At 70.5% G+C, this 21,260-nt stretch carries 20 protein-coding genes and 1 pseudogene; 13 read left to right on the forward strand and 8 right to left on the reverse strand.

What is annotated here, in order from left to right:
• The first annotated feature begins 14 nt into the window (after window positions 1-14).
• A complete protein-coding gene (locus V6U86_RS00140) occupies window positions 15-740 on the forward strand; it encodes an SDR family oxidoreductase (RefSeq protein WP_334496988.1) in 726 nt (241 codons plus the stop codon).
• 76 nt (window positions 741-816) lie between these two features.
• Complete coding sequence (locus V6U86_RS00145; protein ID WP_334496990.1) at window positions 817-1,881, forward strand: aldo/keto reductase; 1,065 nt, start codon at window positions 817-819, stop codon at window positions 1,879-1,881.
• Between the two features lie 108 nt (window positions 1,882-1,989).
• Here V6U86_RS00145 and V6U86_RS00150 read toward each other — a convergent pair.
• Window positions 1,990-2,165: pseudogene (locus V6U86_RS00150) on the reverse strand (IS5/IS1182 family transposase); the annotation flags it as partial.
• Between the two features lie 91 nt (window positions 2,166-2,256).
• Between V6U86_RS00150 and V6U86_RS00155 the strand changes: the two are divergent.
• Genes V6U86_RS00155 through V6U86_RS00175 form a run of 5 tightly spaced genes read left to right on the forward strand, consistent with a single transcriptional unit; the run spans window position 2,257 to window position 4,925 of the window.
• The gene (locus V6U86_RS00155) at window positions 2,257-2,712 is read left to right on the forward strand and encodes a YbaB/EbfC family nucleoid-associated protein (protein WP_334496992.1); all 456 of its coding nucleotides are present in this window, start codon (window positions 2,257-2,259) and stop codon (window positions 2,710-2,712) included.
• Between the two features lie 3 nt (window positions 2,713-2,715).
• Window positions 2,716-3,036, forward strand: coding sequence for a type VII secretion target (locus tag V6U86_RS00160; protein ID WP_334496994.1), 321 nt, complete (start codon window positions 2,716-2,718; stop codon window positions 3,034-3,036).
• Window positions 3,033-3,734: a WXG100 family type VII secretion target gene (locus V6U86_RS00165; RefSeq protein ID WP_334496997.1), complete on the forward strand. Its 702-nt coding sequence runs from the start codon at window positions 3,033-3,035 to the stop codon at window positions 3,732-3,734. Before V6U86_RS00160 ends, V6U86_RS00165 begins: the two co-directional genes overlap by 4 nt.
• 4 nt (window positions 3,735-3,738) lie before the next feature.
• On the forward strand, window positions 3,739-4,479 hold the full coding sequence (locus tag V6U86_RS00170) for a DddA-like double-stranded DNA deaminase toxin (protein ID WP_334496999.1): 741 nt from the start codon (window positions 3,739-3,741) through the stop codon (window positions 4,477-4,479).
• Window positions 4,476-4,925: an Imm1 family immunity protein gene (locus V6U86_RS00175; RefSeq protein WP_334497001.1), complete on the forward strand. Its 450-nt coding sequence runs from the start codon at window positions 4,476-4,478 to the stop codon at window positions 4,923-4,925. Before V6U86_RS00170 ends, V6U86_RS00175 begins: the two co-directional genes overlap by 4 nt.
• 124 nt (window positions 4,926-5,049) lie before the next feature.
• On the opposite strand, the gene V6U86_RS00180 is transcribed toward V6U86_RS00175, so the two are convergent.
• Window positions 5,050-7,899 carry an AfsR/SARP family transcriptional regulator gene (locus V6U86_RS00180; protein WP_334497003.1) on the reverse strand — a complete coding sequence of 950 codons (2,850 nt, stop codon included), beginning with the start codon at window positions 7,897-7,899 and terminating at the stop codon, window positions 5,050-5,052.
• Between the two features lie 63 nt (window positions 7,900-7,962).
• Here V6U86_RS00180 and V6U86_RS00185 point away from each other — a divergent pair, with 63 nt between their 5' ends.
• From V6U86_RS00185 to V6U86_RS00200, 4 genes are all read left to right on the forward strand, one after another.
• Window positions 7,963-8,253 (forward strand): hypothetical protein, encoded by a 291-nt coding sequence (locus V6U86_RS00185; RefSeq protein ID WP_334497005.1) that lies wholly within the window; start codon window positions 7,963-7,965, stop codon window positions 8,251-8,253.
• A 178-nt stretch (window positions 8,254-8,431) separates the two neighbouring features.
• Window positions 8,432-8,860 carry a peptidase inhibitor family I36 protein gene (locus V6U86_RS00190; protein WP_334497007.1) on the forward strand — a complete coding sequence of 143 codons (429 nt, stop codon included), beginning with the start codon at window positions 8,432-8,434 and terminating at the stop codon, window positions 8,858-8,860.
• A 263-nt stretch (window positions 8,861-9,123) separates the two neighbouring features.
• Window positions 9,124-9,651, forward strand: a complete 528-nt coding sequence (locus V6U86_RS00195; protein ID WP_334497009.1) for a hypothetical protein — start codon at window positions 9,124-9,126, stop codon at window positions 9,649-9,651.
• Window positions 9,652-9,857: 206 nt separating this feature from the next.
• Entirely contained in the window at window positions 9,858-10,442 is a 585-nt protein-coding gene (locus V6U86_RS00200; RefSeq protein ID WP_334497011.1) for a transglutaminase-like domain-containing protein, read from the forward strand.
• Window positions 10,443-10,514: 72 nt separating this feature from the next.
• Here the strand turns inward: V6U86_RS00200 and V6U86_RS00205 are convergent, their stop codons facing one another.
• The 3 genes from V6U86_RS00205 to V6U86_RS00215 are packed head-to-tail and all read right to left on the reverse strand — an operon-like array spanning window position 10,515 to window position 13,878.
• A complete protein-coding gene (locus V6U86_RS00205) occupies window positions 10,515-11,309 on the reverse strand; it encodes an ABC transporter permease (protein WP_334497013.1) in 795 nt (264 codons plus the stop codon).
• Window positions 11,306-12,922 carry an ABC transporter permease subunit gene (locus V6U86_RS00210; protein WP_334497015.1) on the reverse strand — a complete coding sequence of 539 codons (1,617 nt, stop codon included), beginning with the start codon at window positions 12,920-12,922 and terminating at the stop codon, window positions 11,306-11,308. Before V6U86_RS00210 ends, V6U86_RS00205 begins: the two co-directional genes overlap by 4 nt.
• Window positions 12,919-13,878 (reverse strand): ABC transporter ATP-binding protein, encoded by a 960-nt coding sequence (locus V6U86_RS00215; RefSeq protein ID WP_334497017.1) that lies wholly within the window; start codon window positions 13,876-13,878, stop codon window positions 12,919-12,921. The genes V6U86_RS00210 and V6U86_RS00215 overlap by 4 nt, the downstream gene beginning before the upstream one ends.
• 156 nt (window positions 13,879-14,034) lie before the next feature.
• Here V6U86_RS00215 and V6U86_RS00220 point away from each other — a divergent pair, with 156 nt between their 5' ends.
• Both V6U86_RS00220 and V6U86_RS00225 read left to right on the forward strand, forming a co-directional pair.
• A complete protein-coding gene (locus V6U86_RS00220) occupies window positions 14,035-15,315 on the forward strand; it encodes a sensor histidine kinase (protein ID WP_334497019.1) in 1,281 nt (426 codons plus the stop codon).
• Window positions 15,312-15,989: a response regulator transcription factor gene (locus V6U86_RS00225; RefSeq protein WP_334497021.1), complete on the forward strand. Its 678-nt coding sequence runs from the start codon at window positions 15,312-15,314 to the stop codon at window positions 15,987-15,989. The genes V6U86_RS00220 and V6U86_RS00225 overlap by 4 nt, the downstream gene beginning before the upstream one ends.
• A 78-nt stretch (window positions 15,990-16,067) precedes the next feature.
• On the opposite strand, the gene zwf is transcribed toward V6U86_RS00225, so the two are convergent.
• The 3 genes from zwf to V6U86_RS00240 all read right to left on the reverse strand — a co-directional run bounded on the left by zwf (window position 16,068) and on the right by V6U86_RS00240 (window position 21,226).
• Window positions 16,068-17,561: a glucose-6-phosphate dehydrogenase gene (gene zwf / locus V6U86_RS00230; RefSeq protein WP_334497023.1), complete on the reverse strand. Its 1,494-nt coding sequence runs from the start codon at window positions 17,559-17,561 to the stop codon at window positions 16,068-16,070.
• 1,206 nt (window positions 17,562-18,767) lie between these two features.
• Window positions 18,768-19,667, reverse strand: coding sequence for an ROK family protein (locus tag V6U86_RS00235; protein ID WP_334497025.1), 900 nt, complete (start codon window positions 19,665-19,667; stop codon window positions 18,768-18,770).
• Between the two features lie 98 nt (window positions 19,668-19,765).
• Entirely contained in the window at window positions 19,766-21,226 is a 1,461-nt protein-coding gene (locus V6U86_RS00240; protein ID WP_334497027.1) for an argininosuccinate lyase, read from the reverse strand.
• Window positions 21,227-21,260: the final 34 nt, after the last annotated feature.

The raw sequence follows: 21,260 nt of genomic DNA on the forward strand, positions 1-21,260 counted from the left end.
CCTGAGGAGCCACCATGCCCACAGCGCTCATCACCGGCGGAACTTCCGGGATCGGGCTCGCCACCGCAGAACTACTGCACGCCCGGGGTTATAACGTCGCCGTCACCGGTCAGAATCCCGGCACGATCGCCAAGGCGAAAGCCGAGCTCCCCGACGACGTGCTCGTGGCCCGCGCCGACGCGCGCAGCCTTGCTGACACCGATGCCCTCGTGCGAACGGTGTCCGATCGCTTCGGCTCCCTTGACCTGCTGTTCCTCAACGCCGGCGTCTTCCGCCCGGCACCGGTGGCCGAGGTGACCGAGGCATCGTTCGACGAACAGGTCGCCATCAACTTCAAGGGCCAGTACTTCACCCTCCAGAAGGCGCTTCCCCTGATCAACGACGGCGGTTCCGTGGTCATCACCGTCGGGATCGGCGCCCGGCGCGGCAGCCCCGGCGCCACGATGGGCGCGGCAACTCGCGGAGCGCTGCTGGCGATGCTGCCCTCTCTCGCGCTCGAGCTGGCCCCGCGCCGGATCCGGGTCAACACCGTGAGTCCCGGAGCGATCGCCACCCCGCTCTTCGACAAGCTCGGCGTTCCCGAAGCCGGACGCGACGCCATGCGCGCGAACATCCCTTTCGAGCGCTTCGGATCCAGCCAGGAGATCGCGGAAGTCGTCACCTTTCTCGCCTCGGACGCCGCCAGCTACCTGACCGGACAGGACATCGTCGTGGCCGGCGGCTACGGGCTCAGCGCCTGACCGTTCCCTCGGCGCAACCAGCCGCGGCACACCCGGCTTTTCTCACCGCACGCCATCACCAGCTCAGGAGAATCTGATGTCACTCACCCTCGACACCTACCGCCAACTCGGTCGCTCCGGTTTGTGGGTCTCACCGCTCGCGCTCGGCGCTGCCACCTTCGGCAACGACTGGGGCTGGGGCGCCGAGAAGGACGAGGCGCGCCGGCTGTTCGACCTCTACGTCGAGCGGGGCGGCAACTTCATCGACACCGCGGTCACCTATACCAACGGCACCTCCGAGCGGATGCTGGGCGAGTTCGCCCACGGCCGCCGAGACAGCCTGGTGCTGGCCACGAAATACACGACACTGCGCAACCCACGCGACCCGAACTCCGGCGGTGCCAGCCGCAAGAGCCTGAACGGCGCGGTCGAGACCAGCCTGCGACAGCTGGGAACCGACTACATCGACCTGCTCTACCTGCACGTCTGGGACTTCACCACACCCGTGGAGGAGATCTTGCGCGGCCTCGACGACCTGGTCCGCCAAGGCAAGGTCCTGTACGTGGCGATCTCCAACACCCCGGCCTGGCAGATCTCCCGCATGCACGCCATCGCCGACCTGCGCGGATGGTCGCCGCTGGCCGCGGTGCAACTGGAGTACAACCTGATCGAACGCACCGCGGAACGCGACCTGCTTCCCATGGCCCGGGAACTGGGGCTGGGAACGGTCCTCTGGTCACCACTCGCCGGTGGGGTGCTCACCGGCAAATACAGCCGCCAGGACCTGACCGCGCCAGATGCCACAGCCGTCGAAAGCGCCCGTAAGAGCTTCAATCTGGCACTCGGTGGGGTCACCGAACGCAACCTCGCGATCGTCGACGTGGTCAAAGAGATCGCCGGCGAGCTGAACCGTACGCCCGCTCAGGTAGGCCTGGCCTGGACCCTGCAGAACCCCGCAGTGACCTCCCCAGTCATCGGTGCCCGTACATCAGCACAGCTACAGGAAAACCTCGGCGCGCTGGAGGTCGAGTTCACGCCGTCGCAGCTCACTCGGCTCGACCAGGCCAGCGCCATCGAGCTCGGCTTCCCGCACGCGATGCTCGCCAGCGACCACATCAGGGCCCAGACCCGTGGCGAAATCACCTTCACACCCCGCCCCTGACACCACGGCCCAGAAGCACCGATTCCCTTCGTCATCGTGGCAATTCCCTGGAATCGTGGTGGGCGTCGTGTTCGCGGCCCGGGCGTACCGGATGGTCCACAGTGGTCAACGGTCGGGGGTGGTGACCTGGATGATCCCGCCGTGGTTGATGCACTTGACGGACCACCACAGGTCGACGCTGAGGGTGGTCCGGGGGCGCGGCACCGGTCGGTCTCGATCACGGTTCCGTCGATGTTGACGTGAGCGTAGCCGGCGAGGGAGTCATGCCGTTCCAGCGCCTGCCACCTACCACTGCCGCAGTGACGCCCACCACCGGCGTGCGCCAACCGTCTACCATCGATGGTTGGGTATCTCCGGCGGGGGAAGGCGGGGCCGATGGACAGCAGCGCGCAAGGATTGCACCGCGTGCTCGACCCCGAGGGGGCGGCCAGGCAGGTCGACGCCTGGCGGGGGCGCATCGAGCGGCTCGCGGCCGACACCAGGATCATGGGCGAGCGCCTCCAGACGCTGCGGGTGACGGCCGCCGATCCCGACGGGCTGGTCGAGGTCACCGTCGACGCCGGGGGCGCGCTGGCCGGCCTGCAGTTCAGCCAGCGCATCCAGCGGGTGCCGCCGCGGGTGCTCGCCGACACCGTCATGGCGACGGCACAGGCGGCGAAGGCGCAACTGGCGGCCCGCTCGCAGCAGGTCGTGGAGGAGACGATGGGCACCGACTCCCCGGCCGCTCGGGCGGTCGCCGCCCGCATCGCCGAGCAGCTGCGGGTGCCGCCGGACGACACCGGGCAGGACGGGCGGCAGAGCGACCGGCCCGGTGACCGGCGGGGTTGGTGAGCCGTGGCGCCTGAGAGCCTCTCGGTCGACACCGACCAGATCCGGGCGCACGCCCGCAACATCGACACGCTGCGCGCCCGTTTCGACGCCGTCAAGGGCGCCAGCGCGTTCATCGTCGGCGACGAGCAGGCGTACGGGCTGCTCTGCGGCTGGATCGCCGGCGTCCTCGATGGTCGGCACACCCGCCAGGACGAGCTGATCGCCTACGTCGAGGAGAACCTCGTCCTGGTCGCGGCGCAGCTGCGGAAGACCGCCGACAGCTACGACGCCGCGGAGACCGACACCACCGGCATGCTGGGCGTGATCGGCCGGCGCTTGCAATGACCGACATGTCGCTGGTCGCCGGCGTGCACTCCACCCGCGAGGTGTGGACGGGCATCGGTATGGCCGACAGCATCGAGGGGCTCGTCGACGCGATCCGCAGCGACGGCTGGGTGGACGACCTCCTCGCCGGCGCGGCGTTGGGCCTGGAGGTCGCCTCGACCGTGCTCGACCCGTTCAGCACGCTGCTGGCCAGCGGCATCAGCTGGGCGATGGAGTACTTCGAACCGCTGCGGGAGATGCTCGACGCGCTCACCGGCATGCCCGACGTGGTGGCCGCGCACGCCGCCACCTGGAACAACATGGCCACCGAGCTGGGCCGGATGGCCACGGAGCTGCAGGTGCGCCTGGGCGCGGACCTGCCCGACTGGCAGGGCGACGCGGCCGACGCGTACCAGCTGATGATGGTCAACAACGTGGACTCGATCGGCGGGCTCGGCGGGATCTGCGCGGCGATTGCCGCGGCTACGGAGGGCGCCGGCACCCTCGTCGCGCTCACCCGTGACCTCGTCCGGGACCTGATCGCCGACCTCGTGGCCCGCGTCATCGTATGGGCCGTCGAGGCGATCTTCGTCGTCACGATCCCGGTGGTCGCCGTGCAGATCGCCGCAGCGGTGGTCAAGTGGGCCGGGCGCATCCTCATGTTCATCAACTCGCTGATCATGAGTCTGACCAGCCTGACCCGGCTGCTGAACGGCTGAGGCGATGGCTTCCAAGAAGCCGGGCGGCGGTGGCGGCAACGACGGCGGGGACGGTGGCGGTCCCGGACGTCCCGGCGACGGCTCGCCTGGGCACCCGAACGGCGGGGTGCCCAAGCACGTCGTCGAGGCGCAGGAGAACCTCGGCCGGAGGGCGCCCGCGGGCCGTCCCCGCTCGGCCGGCGGCGGGGTGCAGCAGGGCGGCCAGCGCCCCGCCGGCACCACCCACCCGCTGCAGCCGGTCACCCCCGGCTGGCGCACGGTCGACGGCGCCGACGCTCCGCAGCACATCCGCAACGCCGCCGGGTCGATGGAGTTCCAGCCGCGCGGCACCACCTCCGCGCAGGCCAGGCCGACGATCGGCGAGTCCGACGGGCACCGGTACTCCTCCAGCAACGGCAACCCGGCGCTGGCCGACGACCTGAACTGGCGCGAGATCCCGCGGCCGCCGCACGGGCCGTTCCCGGTCGCGCCCAACATCCTCTACACGCATCCGGAGATGCAGGTCGCCGCCGAGATGCGGGCGCAGGCCCGGGCAAACCCCGGTGAGCCCGTCACGCGGGACATCGTCGTGGACAACAGCCTCTGCGGCACCCGCACGTTCGACCGCAACGGCGTGGCGACCTGCGAGACGCTGCTCGCCGACGTGATGCCCGCCGGCTCGCGGTTCACGGTGTGGACCACGATCGACGGTGGTGCCACCTATCAGGTGAGGACCTACGAGGGGACCGGTAGGTTCGTGCGGTGACGACCTACGAACTGCTGAACTACATCGCGCGGCCGGACCGGCTCACCGACCCGCAGCAGGCGCTCGACGTCTTCGACTTCGTGGCCCGGGAGATCATGTGGCACGGCCTGTCCGGGCAGTCGATGATGATCGGCCCGGAGGGCGGCGCCAAGGACCTGCGGGTCGACATCGACGTCGATGCGGGACGGGCGGCGCTGACCTGGCTCGCCGATGAGACGATCGCCGTAGAGCTGGCCCCGGGCAACGCGCTGGAGGTGGTATGGAACGGCGACGCGCCGCTGCAGACCATTCCCGCCAGCATGGCCCGGGTCGGCGTGCTGACCGCCCGGCAGGTGGTCGCCGACTACGTCGCCACCGGTGAGCGGCCCCGGCTCGTGGAGTGGGTCGCGGCCCCGGCAGAGGCGGCGGCGCTGCCCCGCGGCATGTTCTACCGCGGGGGTGCCTGAGCCCTGCCCCGGCGCTGGCGCCGCATCACGAAGAACCCGTCGAGGACCACGGCCAGGCTGTCGCCGCGCACGGTGACGGTGAGCGGCCGGGGCCACGGCCCGCGGTCCGCGTCGGCAGCAGCCCTTAGCTACCACGGAGTTTGGCGCGTACCTTCGGTTGGTCCGGGTGGTCGAGGTCCGTGAGGATGCTCAGCGCCTGCTCCCACACGGCCAACGCGGCCGGCCGGTCGTCGGCCGCCAGGTAGGTGTCGCCGAGCCGGGTCAGCGTGTCCGCTTCGTTGTACCGGTCGCCGACCTCGCGCCACAGGTCGATCGCCCGGTGATAGCTGGTCACCGCCTGCGGGTGGTCGTTCAGGCAGTGGTGCACGTAGCCGATGCTGTCCCAGGTGTTCGCCTCGCCGTACCCGTCGTCGACCCGCTGGTGAATCTTCAGCGCCTCGATGCAGCAGGCCAGCGCATCCTCGTACGCGCCGAGCATGGCGTGGTACCAGCCGACGTTGTTGAGCGCGCGGGCCTGGTTGACGTGCTGCCCGACCTCGCCGAACAACCGGCTCGCCGCCTGCGTCTCGACCAGGGCGTCGCCGGGGCGGTCCTGCTTGCCGTGCACCCGGGCCAGGGAGTTGTGGGTGTGCGCCTGGCCGGCGCGGTCGCCGAGGTCGCCGTACTCGGTCAGGGCATCTCCGAGGTGTTTCAGCGCTTCGTCGTGTGCGCCGAGCTGGGCCAGAGCCAGACCGAGACTCCGATGGGCGAACGCCTGCCCGGCCCGGTCACCGAGCCGGGTCGTGGCGTCCAGCGCGGTGCCCTGTATCCGCGCCCAGTCCGCCCAGTGCCCCTGCAGGTCGACGTATGTGGCCATGGCCCAGGCGAGGTGCCACACGAACACGTCACGCCCGGTGTTGGCTGCCTGATCGAGCGCGCCCAGCAGGGCTTGGTGCTCGGCGGCGTACCAGGCGAGGGCCGTGCCGCGATCCGGTGGCGCGATGACCGTCGCACCCTCGGCGGGCGGCGGCGTCGCCACCGGCTCGCGGTGGGGATGCAGCTGACGGTCGGCGGCGATCGCGGTGTGCAGATAGTGGTCGAGCAGTCGGTCGAGGGCGGCCGCGCGTTCGGCAGGGCTGTCCTCGGCTTCCGCCCGCTCGGCCGCGTACGCGCGCAGCAGGTCGTGATGTGCGTACCGGCCGGGCCGGTATTCGGTGAGCAGGTGCGCGTCGGCCAACTCCTCCAGCGGCGCCCGCACCGCCGGCACCGGCAGACCGGCGAGGCTCGCGGCGGCCGGGACCGTGACGTCCGGGCCGGTCGGCAGGCCCAGCCTGCGGAACAGGCGGGCCGCCGCCGGGCTCAGGGCCCGATAGGACCAGGAGAACACCGCTCGTACGTCGCTCACCGGGTCGATGGCGGCGAACGCGAACGCGTCGAGACCCCCGCGGGCGTCGACCAACTGCCCGGCGAGCAGGTGCAGTGAGTGCTCGGGCCGGGTCGCGGCGCGGGCGGCAGCGATCGACAGAGCGAGTGGCAACCGTGCGCACGCCGAGACGATCCGGTCGACAGCTTCCGGCGCGGCGGCGGACCGGGCCGGATCGATCCGACGCATCAGCATGCCCCGAGCGTCGGAAGCGGATGGCAGGTCGAGTTCGATCGACTGGGCGCCCTCGACGGCGATCAGGCCTGGCAGGGTGTTGCGGCTGGTGATCACGACGAACGATCCGGGGGCGCCCGGCAGCAGTGGCCGGACCTGGTCGGCGGTGCTGGCATTGTCGAGGACGATCAGCATCCGGCGATCGGCCAGCAGGCTTCGGAACCGGCCGGACCTCGCCTCCAGACCGACCGGGATCTGTTGCGGACCGACCTTCAGTGCTTCGAGGAACCCGCGTAGAGCGTCGACCGGCCGTAGCGTCGCGCCGACCGGGTCGAACCCGCGCAGGTTGATGTAGAGCTGCCCGTCGGGGAACCGATGTCGGACCGAGTGGCCCCAGTGCACCGCGAGCGCGGTCTTGCCCACCCCCGCCGTACCGGTGACGGCCGCGATGACGACCGACGTGGGCTGCTCGTCGGCCGCCGCCAGGGCCGCGTCGAGCCGGCGCAGCTCGGCGCCCCGACCGGTGAAGCCGTGCACGTCGAGCGGCAGTAGCGCCGGCACCGCCGACCCCACGACCGTCGGGTCGTCGGCGTCGTCGCGCAGGATCTGCTGGTGCACCGCGCGCAGATGAGCGCCCGGCTCGACACCCAACTCCTCGATCAGCCGGCGTCGGGTGTCCGCGTACCGGCTCAGCGCCTCGGCCGGGCGGCCAACCGCGTGGAGGACCTGGATGAGCGTCGCCGCCAACGGTTCGACCAACGGGTGCTCGTCGAGCAGTTGGGTGAGCGGTGTGACCATCACGGTCGGGTCGCCGAGCCGGAGGTACGCCTGAGCCTGGGCCACCACGGCATCGGTGCGGTGCCCCTGCCAGGTGGTGCGGACCCGGGCGGCCCAATCCCCCGGCACCCCGGCGAGCGGCTCGCCCCGCCACAGCGCGAGTGCCCGGCCGAGCAGGACGACGCGGTCCGGATCCTCGGAATCCGTGCGCGACGCCTGGTCGACGAGTCGACGGAACAGGTGCAGGTCGACCTCATCGCGGTCCACCTGCAGCAGGTAGCCGCCGCCCCGGCGGACCAGCACACCGACCCCGGCCTGCTCAAGCAGGCGCCGGATCCTGGTCACGTACGTGTGCAGCGTCCGCTGTGCGCGATCGTGGGCCTGTTCGCCCCAGACTCGGTCGACAAGGGTCTCGGTGGACAGTGGCTGACCGGCGTCGAGGAGCAACGCCGCCAGTACCGCTGATTGTTTGGGCGACCCGGGTGACAGCCCTGTGTTGTCGCCAAGCCGGATTTCGACGGCACCAAGCAGGTGGAACCGCATCTCGCCTCCGGCTGCCAGCGCCTCTGGTGCGTCCTCAAAGCCCTGCGCGACCTGGGTCCCGTACTGGGTTTCAGTCACCTTCAACAATGCTTCGACAGGCCCCGTTCACAGTAAAGCCCATCGACGACCTATGGAGGGCTCATGAGGCGGGGACTTGTCTATTCACTGACCGCAGTTGGTTGCACCGCAGCGATGCTGGGGGTCGCAACGCCGGCGATGGCCGCGCCAGGAGGCGTCCTCCGGGCCTACACGGCGAACACCACGTTCATGGCCTACACGGTCGGCACCGGTGAGATCCGGGCCTGGCAGTACTGCGAGTCGTCCAACGGGCAGACGAACTGGTACTCGTACGGCCCGTGGGTCGGCATCAACACGTGGTCCCAGACCGGCACCTGCACCGTCATCCGCAGCCGCGGCTACGACATCCGCTGAAGGGGGCCCGGGCACCCGGGCACGGCGGTGTCCGTCCCGACCGTACGGCGGACGGCACTGGGGGACCACCGATGCTCGGGTGCCTGGTCGGCGACCTCAGCCACGAAAGATTGATGTCGGTCAACCGACCGGAATCGATGGCACAGGCTCAGCCTGACGAGGAGAGGACTCCACAGAAATGAGAACAACAACCGCACGTAGCCCCATCAGGAAGGCGCTCGCGGCCACCGCAGCGGTCGGCATGGCCACCGTGGGCATCGTCCTGACCACGGCCGGACCCGCGCAGGCCGCAGCGTGGTACTGCCCGTCGAACATCGCCTGCTTCTGGTCCAACGGAAACGCGGGCGGGGCGGTGTGGACGATCGACACGTCGCAGGGCTGCAAGAACATGACCACGGCTTGGAACGACGTGGCGTCGTCGGTCCGGAACAACGCCAACCACGGCTACCTGCTCGCCTTCTGGGTCAACGGCAACTGCTCCGGCAAGTCGTACAGCATCCGGCCGAACCAGCAGGGCAACCTCGCCAACGGCGGAGGCACGGTGTACCCGTTCCCGAACGACGCGGTCTCGTCGTACGCGGTCTACCCGCCCGGCACCTGGGGCTAGATCGACCCTGAAGTCCAGACGGGACGGAGGATTCCATGCGGGAGTCGGCCATCCCGGGGTCTGGTTCACCGTCGAGTCCGCGTACGAGAACGCGGCGATCCAACTCCACCTTGAGCAACTGACCCAGATCAGGAAGCAGTGGGAAGAGGCTGCGGCCAGGGCGGCCCAGATCCTCGGACCCTCGGCGCAGCGATAACCGACACCGAACGGGGAGTCACATGAACCTGCAACGACGTCGTCCACTCGCAATCATCGTCGGACTTGTGGCATTCATCGCCACCTTGAGCACCGGGGCGAGCGCAGCGAACGCCGCGCCGGTCGGGTCCGGCACCAGCACGTTCGCTGCCCAGGCGGCATCCGCCGGGTTGACCCCGGCCCAGGCCCGCACCCTGCAGGCGCAGGTCGACGACTACCTGGCCGAGACGGGGGGCACCCAGATCGCCGCCAACAAGATCCAGCTGGGGGTCGGCTCGACCCTGCTGCTCCCGTTGCCCGGTGAACGGCAGGCCCGGGAGCTCAACGCGCCCGCCGCCGCGACCTGCGACTACGGGCACATGTGCTCGTGGCAGTACTCGAACTACACCGGAGGGAAGATCGACCAGTACTACTGCAGCGACGTGCGCTCCGTCCCCTCGACGTGGAACTCCACCGGCGTTTACCACAACAACCAGTCGACCGGGACCGTTGCGAGGTTCCTGGGAGCATCCAAGCAGTGGATCGCCAACAGTGCGGTTGCCCCCAGCCAGGCCTACATCAACTGGTACTACATCTACTACATCGACGCCTGCTGACCAGCCCGGCCAGGAGTGTCCGGCCGCGGAGTCGATCATTTGACGATCGGCTCCCCGGCCGGCCGGGATCAGCCTTGGCGCGTGAGCGGGAATGCGGCTGACAGGCGAAGCGTGGCTGCGGTGAGATAGCGCCGTTACCGTAACGCGATGGGTCATGGCGTGATGGAGCAGCCTCGATCCGACAAGCGGCGGGGAGAGGGACAGCTGTGCAACTGGTCGCGGGCGATCCGAGGGAATACCTGGGCGGTGACCCGGTCGTCGAGGTGGACCATCCGGCAGTGCGGGCGTTAGCTGGTGAACTACGTGCGGCGCATCCGGACGACGTCGACTTCATGCGGGCCGCCTTCGGATGGGTTCGTGACCGGATCCGGCACTCCGTGGACGCCCAGGATCCGCGGATCACCGTCACCGCTGGCGAGGTGCTCAGCGCCGGCGTCGGCCTCTGCTATGCCAAGTCGCACCTGCTGGTGGCCGTGGCCCGGGCCGCCGGCGTTCCGGCCGGGTTGTGCTACCAACAGCTGACCGACGGGGGAGAGCCCTTCCTGCACGGCCTCGTTGCCGTATACCTCGCGGGCCGCTGGCATCGCCAGGACCCGCGCGGCAACCGCACCGGCATCGACGCCCAATTCCGGCTCGGGCGTGAGCAACTGGCCTACCCGATCACCGACCGCTCGGCCGGTCTCGATTTTCCTGAAGTGCATGTGCGACCCTCGCCCAATGTGATCGCAGCCCTGCGCGGTGCTCGAGACGCTCTTGAACTGTGCCGCGCCGGATTGCCCGCTACGCCCTGAGTCGGGACAGCGGATGCCGGCCATGGGGGACATAAGGCGGTTCGAACGAAGTGGTCGTGGCTCCCGACCCGGTCACGCGTCGCGTAGTTGCAGCGAGAGTAGGCCGGCCAGTAGGGCGCCGGCCGCCCACAGGGCGAGGACGCCCAGTCCCTGCCACGGTCCGATCGGCAGCGTGTCCAGTGCGGTCGTCGCTTGGATCTTCAGGCCGGCCAACATCGGGGAGAGTCGTTCGATCCGGTTCAGCCACTGGGGATCGGTGATGAACGAGGTCAGGATCGGCGCGACGTACAGCAGGAGGAGAATCGTGGCGATCGACCCCGCGGTGTCGCGTAGCACTGCGGCGACGCCGTAGCTCAACAGTGCCACCAGGGCGAGGTACAGCACGGTGCCGTACACGGCGCGTAGTGTCGGTTCGTCGGCGAGCGAGAGACGCTGGTCGCCGTTGGCGGCGCTGACCGCCGTGCCGGGCAGAACCCGCCGGGCGACGAGCAGTGAGCCGAGAGCGCCGAGCGATCCGACGATGATCACCATGGCGGTGACGATGGCCGCTTTGCTCAGGTACAGCTGCCACCGGCGCGGTATCGCCGCCAGGGACACACCGATCGTGCCGGTGGTGTACTCCTCGCTCATCACGAGGACGGCGAGCACGACGATGAGGGTCTGCCCGTACTGGGCGCCGGTGAGGCTGAGCTTCGGCAGGTCGTCCAGGCAGGTGGATGGCGTCGGGCAGAGTCGGTTGCTGGCGGTGGCCGTGACTGTCGCGCTGATGCCGACAGTAATGGCGACGGCGGCGAAGAGCAGCCAGGGCGTGCTGGTGACGGTCCGTAGTTTTGTCCATTCCGCGCGGATGGCGTGCATCGTGTTCACGCGTCCCTGCGGCGTAGCAGCCAGAGTGCGACGGCCATCGTCACCACGGTGTAGGCGCAGACGACCCCTAACCCGGCCCACGGCTGGTCGTAGACGCAGCCGTTTTCGGGCACGCAGATTCGCGGCACGTGCTCGTAGGTGGGGATCGTCTGCTGGATCGTGAACGCGGCGGCCGGGGTGAGCCGCATCAGCCACTGCCCGGCGGCCGGCGGCAGGCCGCTGGCGAGCAGTTGCGGCAGGACGATGAGCACGATGACGATCGTGACCGCGCCCGCGGCGCGTCGCAGCACTGTGCCGAGGGCCAGGCTGAACACCGCGATCGCGGCCAGCGCGGCGGCGGTGCCGACGACGGCCCGCAGCACCGTGGGGTCGGTCAGTGACCAGTCCGGGTAGACGGGGGGCAGGTAGCCGTTGTCGCGCATGATCGGCCGGGTGATGAGCAGCGCGGCGACGGTGGCCACGAGCCCGAGGACGAACGTCACCACGCCGATGACCAGTGCCTTGGCCGCCAGGACACGCCTCCGTCCGGGGCTTGCCGCGAACGTCGTGCGGAGCATGCCTCGCCGGTACTCGGTGGTGACGAACAGGACCGCTACCGCGACGATCGCCATCAGCCCCGCGTACACGCCGGTGAGGTTCTGTTTGATGACATCCTCCCCGGGCGTTCGTGGCGCGATGTCACCGACGCCGAGCAGCGTCAGGCGGTCGCCGACCCAGACCGCTGCCGGCGGCGGGGACGGGGACCTTTTGTCGCCCGACCGGTCGGGGGTCGGCGGTGACCCCGGCTGACGGGCCGAGTCATCGATCTCGTCGTCCTGCCAGCCGTCGCGCGGCTCGCCGGTCCCGGTGCCCGGGGTCCCGGCCGGCTCCAGCGTTGGCCGCTCGAACAGCGCCGTCGTCGTGGTCGGGTGCTGGCCGACGCGGATGCTGCCGAGTTGTCGATGCGCCAGCAGCGCCACGGTCGGTGAAGCGACGAACGGCCCGACCTCGACGGTCTGCGGCAGATCCGGGACGGTGACGGTGCCGACGGGCGTCCAGGAGATTCCGTCGGCCGACTGGAAGGCGCTGATGGTCGAGCCGGCGCGGGTGAGCTTGAGCCAGGTGGGTGCTCCGGCAGCGGGGCCAGCGATGTCGGTCGTGAAGTTCGACTGCAGCCGGACGCCGTGGCCGGGGGTGAGCATCACCGCGGCGTAGGGCGAGCCGGGCCGCAGCCCGTCCTTGATCATCAGCCCGGCCTTGGACCACACGCTCCGCTCGACGTCGGTGGCCCGCACGTCGCCGCCATCCTCTGGCGGCAGGCTGACCTCCAGACTTGTCGAGACGACCCGGGTCGTCACGGTGCCGTCCCCGCTCAGCGGGCGGTGAACGAAGTGGAACCGGTCCTGCACCCAGACACCGTCCGGGCCGGCGACGGGTGCGTCGACGGCTCCGGGTTGGCTGCTCGCGGCGGTCAGGAGGCCAACGAGGACAACCAACACCGGCGCGGCCAGCAGGGCGATGGCCCAGCGGCGGACCGTACGCAGCTTCGTCCACTCCGACAGCAGGAGCCGGCCGAAACCGGGACGGCCGCCCTCCGGCAGCGGGTCGGCGCTGCGGTGCGCGGTGGCGGTCATCGGGCAGCCTGCTCGTCGCGTCCGGCGGCGCCGAACTCGATCGCGTCGCGGGTCAGCTCCATGTACGCCTCTTCGAGGGAGGCGCGGTGCGCGGACACGCCGCTGAACGTCACCCCATGGTGGGTGAGCAGCGCGACGACACGCTCGACGGGCAGCCCGGCCACGGTCACCGTCTCGCCGTCGGCGATGGTGGTCAGAGCGCCCGTGTCGGCAAGGGCCGTCATCGCCTCGGTGCGCATGCCCGTACGGACGGCGACCCGATCCCCGGATGCGCGCCCGACCAGGTCCCGGACGCTCGTGTCGGCCAGGAGCCGGCCGCGGCCGATGACCAGCAGGTGATCGGCGCTGTCCTCCAGTTCACCCATCAGGTGGCTGGAGATCAGAACCGTCCGGCCCTCGTCAGCCAGGGACCGCAGCAGGCCGCGAATCCACTGGATGCCTTCAATGTCGAGCCCGTTGATCGGCTCGTCGAAGATCACCACCGCCGGGTCCCCGATCAGCGCGGCGGCGATACCGAGCCGCTGCCGCATGCCGAGCGAGAACCCACCGACCGTCCGCTTCCCGACCGTCGCGAGCCCGGCGAGGTCGAGGACCTCGTCGACGCGGCGGCGCGGAATCGCGTTGGACTGGGCGAGCCAGAGCAGGTGGTTGCGGGCGCTGCGACCGGGGTGCACCGCGGAGGCGTCGAGTAGCGCGCCGACCGTGCGCAACGGCCGGGCGAGGCGCCGATACGGCCGGCCGCCAACCAGTGCGGTGCCCCCGTCGGCCGCATCGAGCCCGAGGATGATGCGCATCGTGGTGGACTTGCCGGCACCGTTCGGCCCCACGAAACCGGTCACGATGCCGGGCTCGACGGTGAACGACAGGTCATCGACGGCCACCGTCGACCGGTACCGCTTCCGCAGCCCACGCACCTCGATCGCCACGCCCGTGCCGCGTGGAAAAAATTCGGTCATGGTAGCGACGCTAGGCGGCCGGTGACGCCCAGTCGTCCCGCTGCGGAACCGTCTTCGGCGCTGGGCGCCGGGTGACGTCGCGGCGACGCCGTCCCCCGCGCGGGGGACGGCCACCGGGGGACGCGGCGGACCGGACGTTCCGGGGAGAATGGCGGCATGGAGGCAGACGCCCACCGCTGGCAGGCCGCCGCCGGACGGTTCGTCGGACGCGTCACCGGCCTGCCCGAGCTGCCAGCGGTCGCCGCGGCGCTGCTCGGGTTCACCGCGATGGTGGAAACCGTCCTGAGCGGCGTGGTCTCCGACGCGCTGCTGCCGGCCGCGCTGCTCCTCGCCCTCTGCGCCACCGCACCGGTGGCGCTGCTGGCAACCCGACCGTTGTGGGCCACCACGATGACGACGGCGGCAACGTCGCTCCTACTCGGGCTGCATCCCCGGCCACCGATCGCGGCGCTCGTCGCCGAGGTCGCCGCACTCTGCCTGCTGGGGCGGTGTCGCCGGGCCGTCGTGGCAGGCTGGTTCGTGCTGCCGTTCGTGGGCTACGCGATCCTCGGCCCGCCCGGCGGTGGCCGGGACGGGCGGATCGTCGCGCTCGTCGTCGCGGCGGTGACCGTCGCGGCGGCGGGCGCAGGCGTCGCCGCGCGTGCCCGCGCGGAGGCCACGGCCCGCGACGAGTCCCGCGAGGCGATGGCGAAGACCCTGCTCGCGCACGCGGCGCGAGGCGAACGCGCCCGGATCGCCCGCGAGCTGCACGACGTTGTGGCCCACCACATCTCGAAGATCGCAGTCCAGGCGGAGGCGGCCCGGTTGGCCACGCCGGGCCTGCCGCCGGACGGAGCGAAGCGCCTTCTCGCGATCGGCGACACGGCGCGGGCGGCGCTCACCGAAATGCGACGGCTCCTCGGAGTGCTGCGCCAAGACGACGAAGAGCCCGCCGCGACCGGCCCGAACCGTACCCCGCAGCCCGGCCTACGGCAGCTCACCGAACTGCTCGACGAGGCACGCGACTCGACCGGAGCCGGCGTACGACTGCTCGTCTCCGGCCGAATCGTCCCGCTCGATCCGGGCGTGCAGCTCACCACATACCGGATCGTCCAGGAGGCGCTGACCAACGTCCGCCGCCACGCCCCCGGCGCCGCGGTCGACGTCGAGCTGGCGTACACCAACGACACCCTGCGTGTGCGCGTCCGCGACAACGGCCCCGGCCCGGTCCCCGGCCGGCCCTGCGGCAGCGGACACGGGCAGCTCGGCATGCGCGAGCGGGTCGCCACTCTGGGCGGCGAACTGTGGACCGGCCCCGCACCGGGCGGCGGCTTCCTGGTCGACGTCGTGCTGCCCCTCCCCGAGAACGCGTCAGCGACACCGGCTCCGGCAACGACCAACAGCCCCCAATGTGCCCAAGACCCGATCGGATCGAGCGAAGCCATGGCGGACCGATGAACGGCCCCGTGCGAGTCGTCGTCGCCGACGACGACGAGGTTGTCCGCGCCGGCTTCGTCATGCTCCTCGACACGCAGCCCGACCTCACGGTCGTCGGCAGCGCCGCGGACGGCGCCGAAGCGATACGGGTCTGCCGCCAGCACCGACCCGACGTGGTCCTCATGGACATACGCATGCCAGTCATGAACGGCATCGAGGCCACCCGGCAACTCGCCGCCGGCGACGGCCCCCGGATCCTCATCCTCACGACGTTCGACCTGGACGAGCACGTCTACGACGCCCTCGGCGCCGGCGCGAGCGGCTTCCTCCTCAAGGACGTCACCGCCGAACGGCTGTTCGACGCCGTCCGAGTCGTAGCAGCCGGCGACGCACTACTCGCGCCACGGGTGACCCGCCGGCTCATCAGCGAGTTCACGCGCCTGCGCCCCCGACCACCCCGGCACCCCGCCCCGCTCAGCTCGCTCACGCCCCGAGAGACCGACGTGCTGCGGCTCATGGCCGAAGGACTGTCCAACCCCGAAATCGCCAAACGGCTCGTCGTCAGCGACGAAACCATAAAGACCCACGTCAGCCGCCTGCTGGGCAAGCTCGGCCTGCGGGACAGAACACAGGCGGTCGTCGTCGCCTACGAGACCGGACTGGTCATCCCACGCGGCAACCCGGACGGGCTCTGAACGGAGGACCGCGCCGCGCGTCGACGGTGAGACCACGCGATCGGGCGCAGCGGCGCGGTCACCCTCGTTGTGGCGGGGTCACGCGGAGTTGCGCCACTTGCGGCCGTGCCGGCCGATGAGCCGGTCGGCGTCGGTGGGGCCCCAGGAGGCGGCCTCGTAGGTGGGGATCGGCGAATTGTCCTTCGCCCAGTGGTCGATGATCGGGTCGACGATCCGCCAGCACTGCTGCACCTCGTCGCTGCGGATGAACAGCGACGCGTCACCGATCAGCGCGTCCAGCAGCAGACGCTCGTACGCCTCCGGGGACTCCTCGACGAACGTCTGGTCGTAGGAGAACTCCATCGTGGCGGTGCGGACCCGGAAGGAGTGGCCGGGCACTTTGGCACCGAAGCGCAGCGAGATGCCCTCGTTCGGCTGGATCCGCAGGATCAGCGCGTCGGCATCGAGGCCGGTGAGCTGGTCGGTCGGGATCGGCAGGTGTGGCGGTCGCTGGAACTGCAGTGCCACCTCGGTGAGCCGGGCCGGCAGGCGCTTGCCGGTGCGCACGTAGAACGGCACTCCGGCCCAGCGCCAGTTGTCCACGTTGAGCCGCATGGCGGCGTAGGTCTCGGTCCGCGACAGGGGGTCGACGCCGGCCTCCTCGCGGTAGCCGGCCATCAGCTCCTCGCGGGTGCCGCCCCGGGTGTACTGTCCCCGGACCGCGGCCTCGGCGATGTCCCGGTCGGTGGGGAGCCGGATCGCCTGCAGCAGCTTCACCTTCTCGTTGCGCAGGCCCTCGGCCTCGAACGAGGCCGGTGGCTCCATCAGTGCCAGCGCGAGGACCTGGAGCACGTGGTTCTGCACGATGTCCCGCATCGCGCCGGCGTCCTCGTAGAAGCCGCCGCGGCTGCCGACACCGAGGGTCTCGGCGACGGTGATCTGCACGTGATCGACCCAGGAGCGGTCCCAGATGGGCTGGAAGATCGAGTTCGCGAAGCGCAGCGCCAGCACGTTCTGGACGGTGTCCTTGCCCAGGTAGTGATCGATGCGAAAGACCTGGTGCTCGTCGAACGCGCTGTGCACGACGCTGTCGAGCTCGCGGGCCGTGGCCAGGTCGCGCCCGTACGGCTTCTCGATGACCAGGCGGGAGAAGGAGCCTTCGCGTGGCTGGTTGAGCCCGACACCGGCCAGTCCGTTGATCACCGGCTCGAAGGCCCCGGCCGGGGTGGACAGGTAGAAAAGCCGATTGCCGGACGTGCCCCGCTGTGCGTCCAGCTCGTCGAGGGTTTCCACGAGCCGCTTGTAGGTCTCCGGGTCGTCGTAGCCGCCGGCCACGTACCGCACGCCGCCCTGGAGTTGGTGCTTGCTGGCGAGGGTGCGTTCGCCGAGGGCGCTCTCGGCGAACTGCTCGTCGGTCATCGACGTGCGCGCGACGCCGACCAGCGCGAACTGGTCCGGGAGCCGCTCGTGGCGAGCCAGGCTCTCGACTGCGGGCAGCAGCTTGCGCCGGGTCAGGTCACCGGAAGCACCGAAGATCACCAGCGTGGCCGGCGGGGCACTCCGCTCCTGGATGAGCTGAGCTGCGTGTTCCATGGTCTGCGTTCCTCCGGGCACAAGGGGTGGGGGTGGGGGGTGTCGTGCTGTCATGCCAGGGATCGTGCGGCTGGGGTGGTGCTGTCCGGGGGCCACGCGGGGCGGCCCGTTGGTCGTGGAACTTGAGCGTCGCATGCCGGGCTGACGGGTAGGCGACTCGGTGTCGATTCGGTGCGGTCTGTCGGCGTACGAGGTGGTGGTACGAATGATCGTGGCCAAGCAGCTCGCGGAGGTCAACGGGCTCGTCGAGGACGGCGCTCGCGTACTGGGGCATGGCTGGTCGGCGGGAGCAGCGTCGGCGTGCGCTTCTCGGTTGGGGTGGAACCGACGGAGACAACATCAGGTCTGATAGACGTGATGACGCGAATTCGATTTGTCGCGGTGTTGGTGTGGACGTCCCTGGCGGCCCTGACGGTGGCATGTGAGGCCGCCACCGACCCACCTACTGAAAGATCAGGTCTGACCTCTGCGCCCGAGCCGAGTGCATCGAGACAGACGAGCACGGGTGGTGATGCCGCTGTCTGGGATCTCGGTCCGGACCAGCGCCTCCAGAGATCGTCCACGACGTTCACCGCCCTTGTCTCGCGACTGGACTGCAACAACGGGATCACGGGGGAGGTCTCGGCTCCGGAAATCCACATTGGCGAGTTGGAGGTCGTCGTGACTTTCAGCGTCGCTCCGATGCGGCCGCATGCCGCAGCGTGCCCCGCCAACGATCAGGTTCCCTATGCGGTCGACCTCGGCGAGCCTCTGCGGGACAGAGCGTTGGTGGATGGCCGGTGTCTGGCTGGCGGGGAAGCGGCGACGACATCCTTCTGCGCCACTGGCCCCACGCGCTTCAGGCCGTGATAACGCACTGACATGCCGCGTCGCGCGGTTGTCGCGTCGCGCTCATGTCAAGCGTCGTCCGAGGCCACGACCTCAGAAATCACCCGGCGCAGGACACCGGACCGCCAGCGAGGTGGGCGCTCCGATTTTCGTGAGGTGGGCGGGTTCGTCGAGGTGGTCGGCGCTGTCGGCAATGGGCGGGCCACAGGTGCCCGGGCGCGACCACCGGCACGGCCGGTCGGTCGAGGGCAGGTGTCCGACGACCGACGGACACCCGCCCTCGCCAACGACCGGAGCTTCGACGATGGAACGTGGTCACCTACCGCAGCGCACTAGTCCTCGGGAACTTCGTTAGGAGCGGGGAACGACCGGCGGCGTTCAGACGGGCGCGGGCAGGGCCTCCATGGCCATCGCGAGCGAACCGAGCAGCGCGGCGTCCTGCGCGAAGGCCGACAGGACGATGTCCGGCCGGTACGGCAGCGCGTGGGTGAGCCGCTCGATGAGCAACTCGCGTACCACCTCGTTGCCCGCGACGCTGCCGACCAGCACGATCCGCTGCGGGTCGAACAGGAGACAGCAGGTGACGAGTTGGCGTGCCAACTCGTCGACGCGCTGACGCAACTCGTCGCGGGCCCGGCCGGGCTGCGCCGCGGCGGCGCAGAGCGCGGCGGCCTGGCCGGTCAACCCCAGCCGCTGCGCCAACTCGTCCAGGGCTCGACCGGAGAAGGTCGTCTCCAGCATCGGCTCCAGGCCCGAGGGCCAGCTGTGGTCGGTCAGACCGTAGGCGATCTCCCCGGCCGCACCGTGGTAACCGGCCATCACCTCGCCGCCGACCGTCACCGCCGCGGCCACCCCGGTCCCGATGCCGATCACCAGGCCCGGATCGATGCCTCGCAGCGCCCCCAGGCGCAGCTCGGCGTAGGCGGCGGCGTTGAGGTCGTTCGACACCCGCACGGAGGTCAGCCCGAGGTGGGACCGGACCGCGTCGGCCAACCGCAGTTGCTCCCAGCCCGGTACGTTCGGCGCCAGTTCGATGTGGTCGTCGTGGACCACCCCGGGGGAGGCGATGCCGGCGGCCACGAGCGTGCCGCCGGTGCGGGCCACGAGCTCCTGGGCCCGGTCGAGCGCCCGGGTGAGGGCTTGCTGCGCACCCTGCTCGGCGTGCGTGGGCAGTCGCTCGGAGACGAGCAGCCGACCGTCGGCGTCGCCCACACCGATCGCCATCTTCGTGCCGCCGAAGTCGACGCCGAGCAGCCGCGGGATTGCCGATTGTTCCATGGTGATGTCAGATCGCCCTTCGGGCCGTCGGTCCAGGTTGTGCCGCGGTCGCGGCGACACGACATTCTCGTTCACGCGGTGCTGCGTCTGTTGCCCCGTCACCGGCCCACCCTCGCCGCGACCGCCTCGGCCAGCGCCTCGTCGGCACGGGTCAGCCGGTCCCGGAACGAATCAACCCGTGCCGATACCGCGGCAAGCGTGGTGCGCAGCTGCGCCACCTGCTCCCGTACGGCCGCGTCTCCTGGACCGTCGGCCTGGGCCCGGCGGAGCACGAATTCCGGGTGGACGGCGGCGGCTAGCAGGTCCCGGATCGCGGCCTCGTCGAGCTGGTCGGCCAGACCAAGGTCGGCGGCCGTCGACCGGACGTCCTGTTCGGTCCAGGTGGCCGGCGGGCCGGTCCGCACCAGTCGACCGAGCAGCGAGTGGGCGCCCCGGAACGGTACGCCGTGGCGGGCCAGCGCGTCGGCGGCGGCCGTCGTGGTGGCGCCCGAGGCGACGATCTCCTCGCCGGTCGGCGGACGCAACGGGTCCAGCTCCGCGATCAGCCCGCCGAGCAGGGAGAAGAACCGGTACGCCCGGTCGTCACCGTCCCAGAGCCGGGCCTGCACGTCGGTGGTGGCGTTGTTGGAGTCCTCCCACCAGGCGGCACCGACGTTGTTGAGAACGCTGACGGCATCGCCCGCCGCAGCGCCGGCCATCGAGACGAGGTGTTCCAGCACGACCGGGTTGCGCTTCTGCGGCATGATGCTGCTGCCCTGGGTGAACGCGCCGGGGGTGACGACCCAGCCCCAGCTCAGCCAGTCCATCAGGGTGCGGGCCAGCCGGGCGCCCGTGGCGAGGGCCTGCGCGTTGAGGGTGGCGACCCGGACGAGGTGGTCGGCGCCGGCCACCGCCTCGTACGAATTGACGATGAGCCGCTCGAAACCGAGCAGGTCCGCCAGGCGGCGGGGTGAGATGTCCAGGTCGGTGCCGGCGAAGGCGCAGGAGCCCAGGGGCGAACGGTTCATCTCGTCCAGCAGGTCCGCGTAGGCGAGCCCTTCGCCGGCCAGCGCCTCGGCGTAACCGGCGAAGACATGCCCGATGCTCGTCGGCTGGGCGGGGCGGCGGTGGGTGTAGCCGGTGATCACCACGTCGGCGTGCCGGTCGGCCCGGTCCAGCACCGTCCGGCCGGTCGCCAGCACCGCGTCCAGCACCTGAAGGAGCTGATCGCGCAGCACCATCCGGAAGACGCCGGCGTCGAGATCGTTACGGCTGCGCGCGAGCTGCACGCTGAGCTGGGACACCTCGACCTCGCAGGCAGCGGCGAGGCGCTTCTCCAACGTGTAGTAGACGTCCTCGACGCTGCCGTCGTAGTCCAGGTCCTCGGGCCGGTCCTCGGCGAGGACGAGCAGCCCGCGCAGCATCATCGTGGCGGAATCGGCGGAGATCAGACCCTGTTCGGCGAGCATGACGACGTGAGCCTGGCTCGCCTTGACCATCGCGGGATACAGGTGGGCGGCGTGGTGCTCGAAGACGACGCGAAGGTGGTGCTGCTGGTAGATGGTCAGTGCTGGGGTCATCGTGGCCTCCCAATGCGGTGCGTTGTCCTACGGG

The sequence above is a fragment of the Micromonospora sp. CPCC 205558 genome, from assembly GCF_036902955.1.
In the GTDB taxonomy this organism is placed as follows: Bacteria; Actinomycetota; Actinomycetes; order Mycobacteriales; family Micromonosporaceae; genus Micromonospora.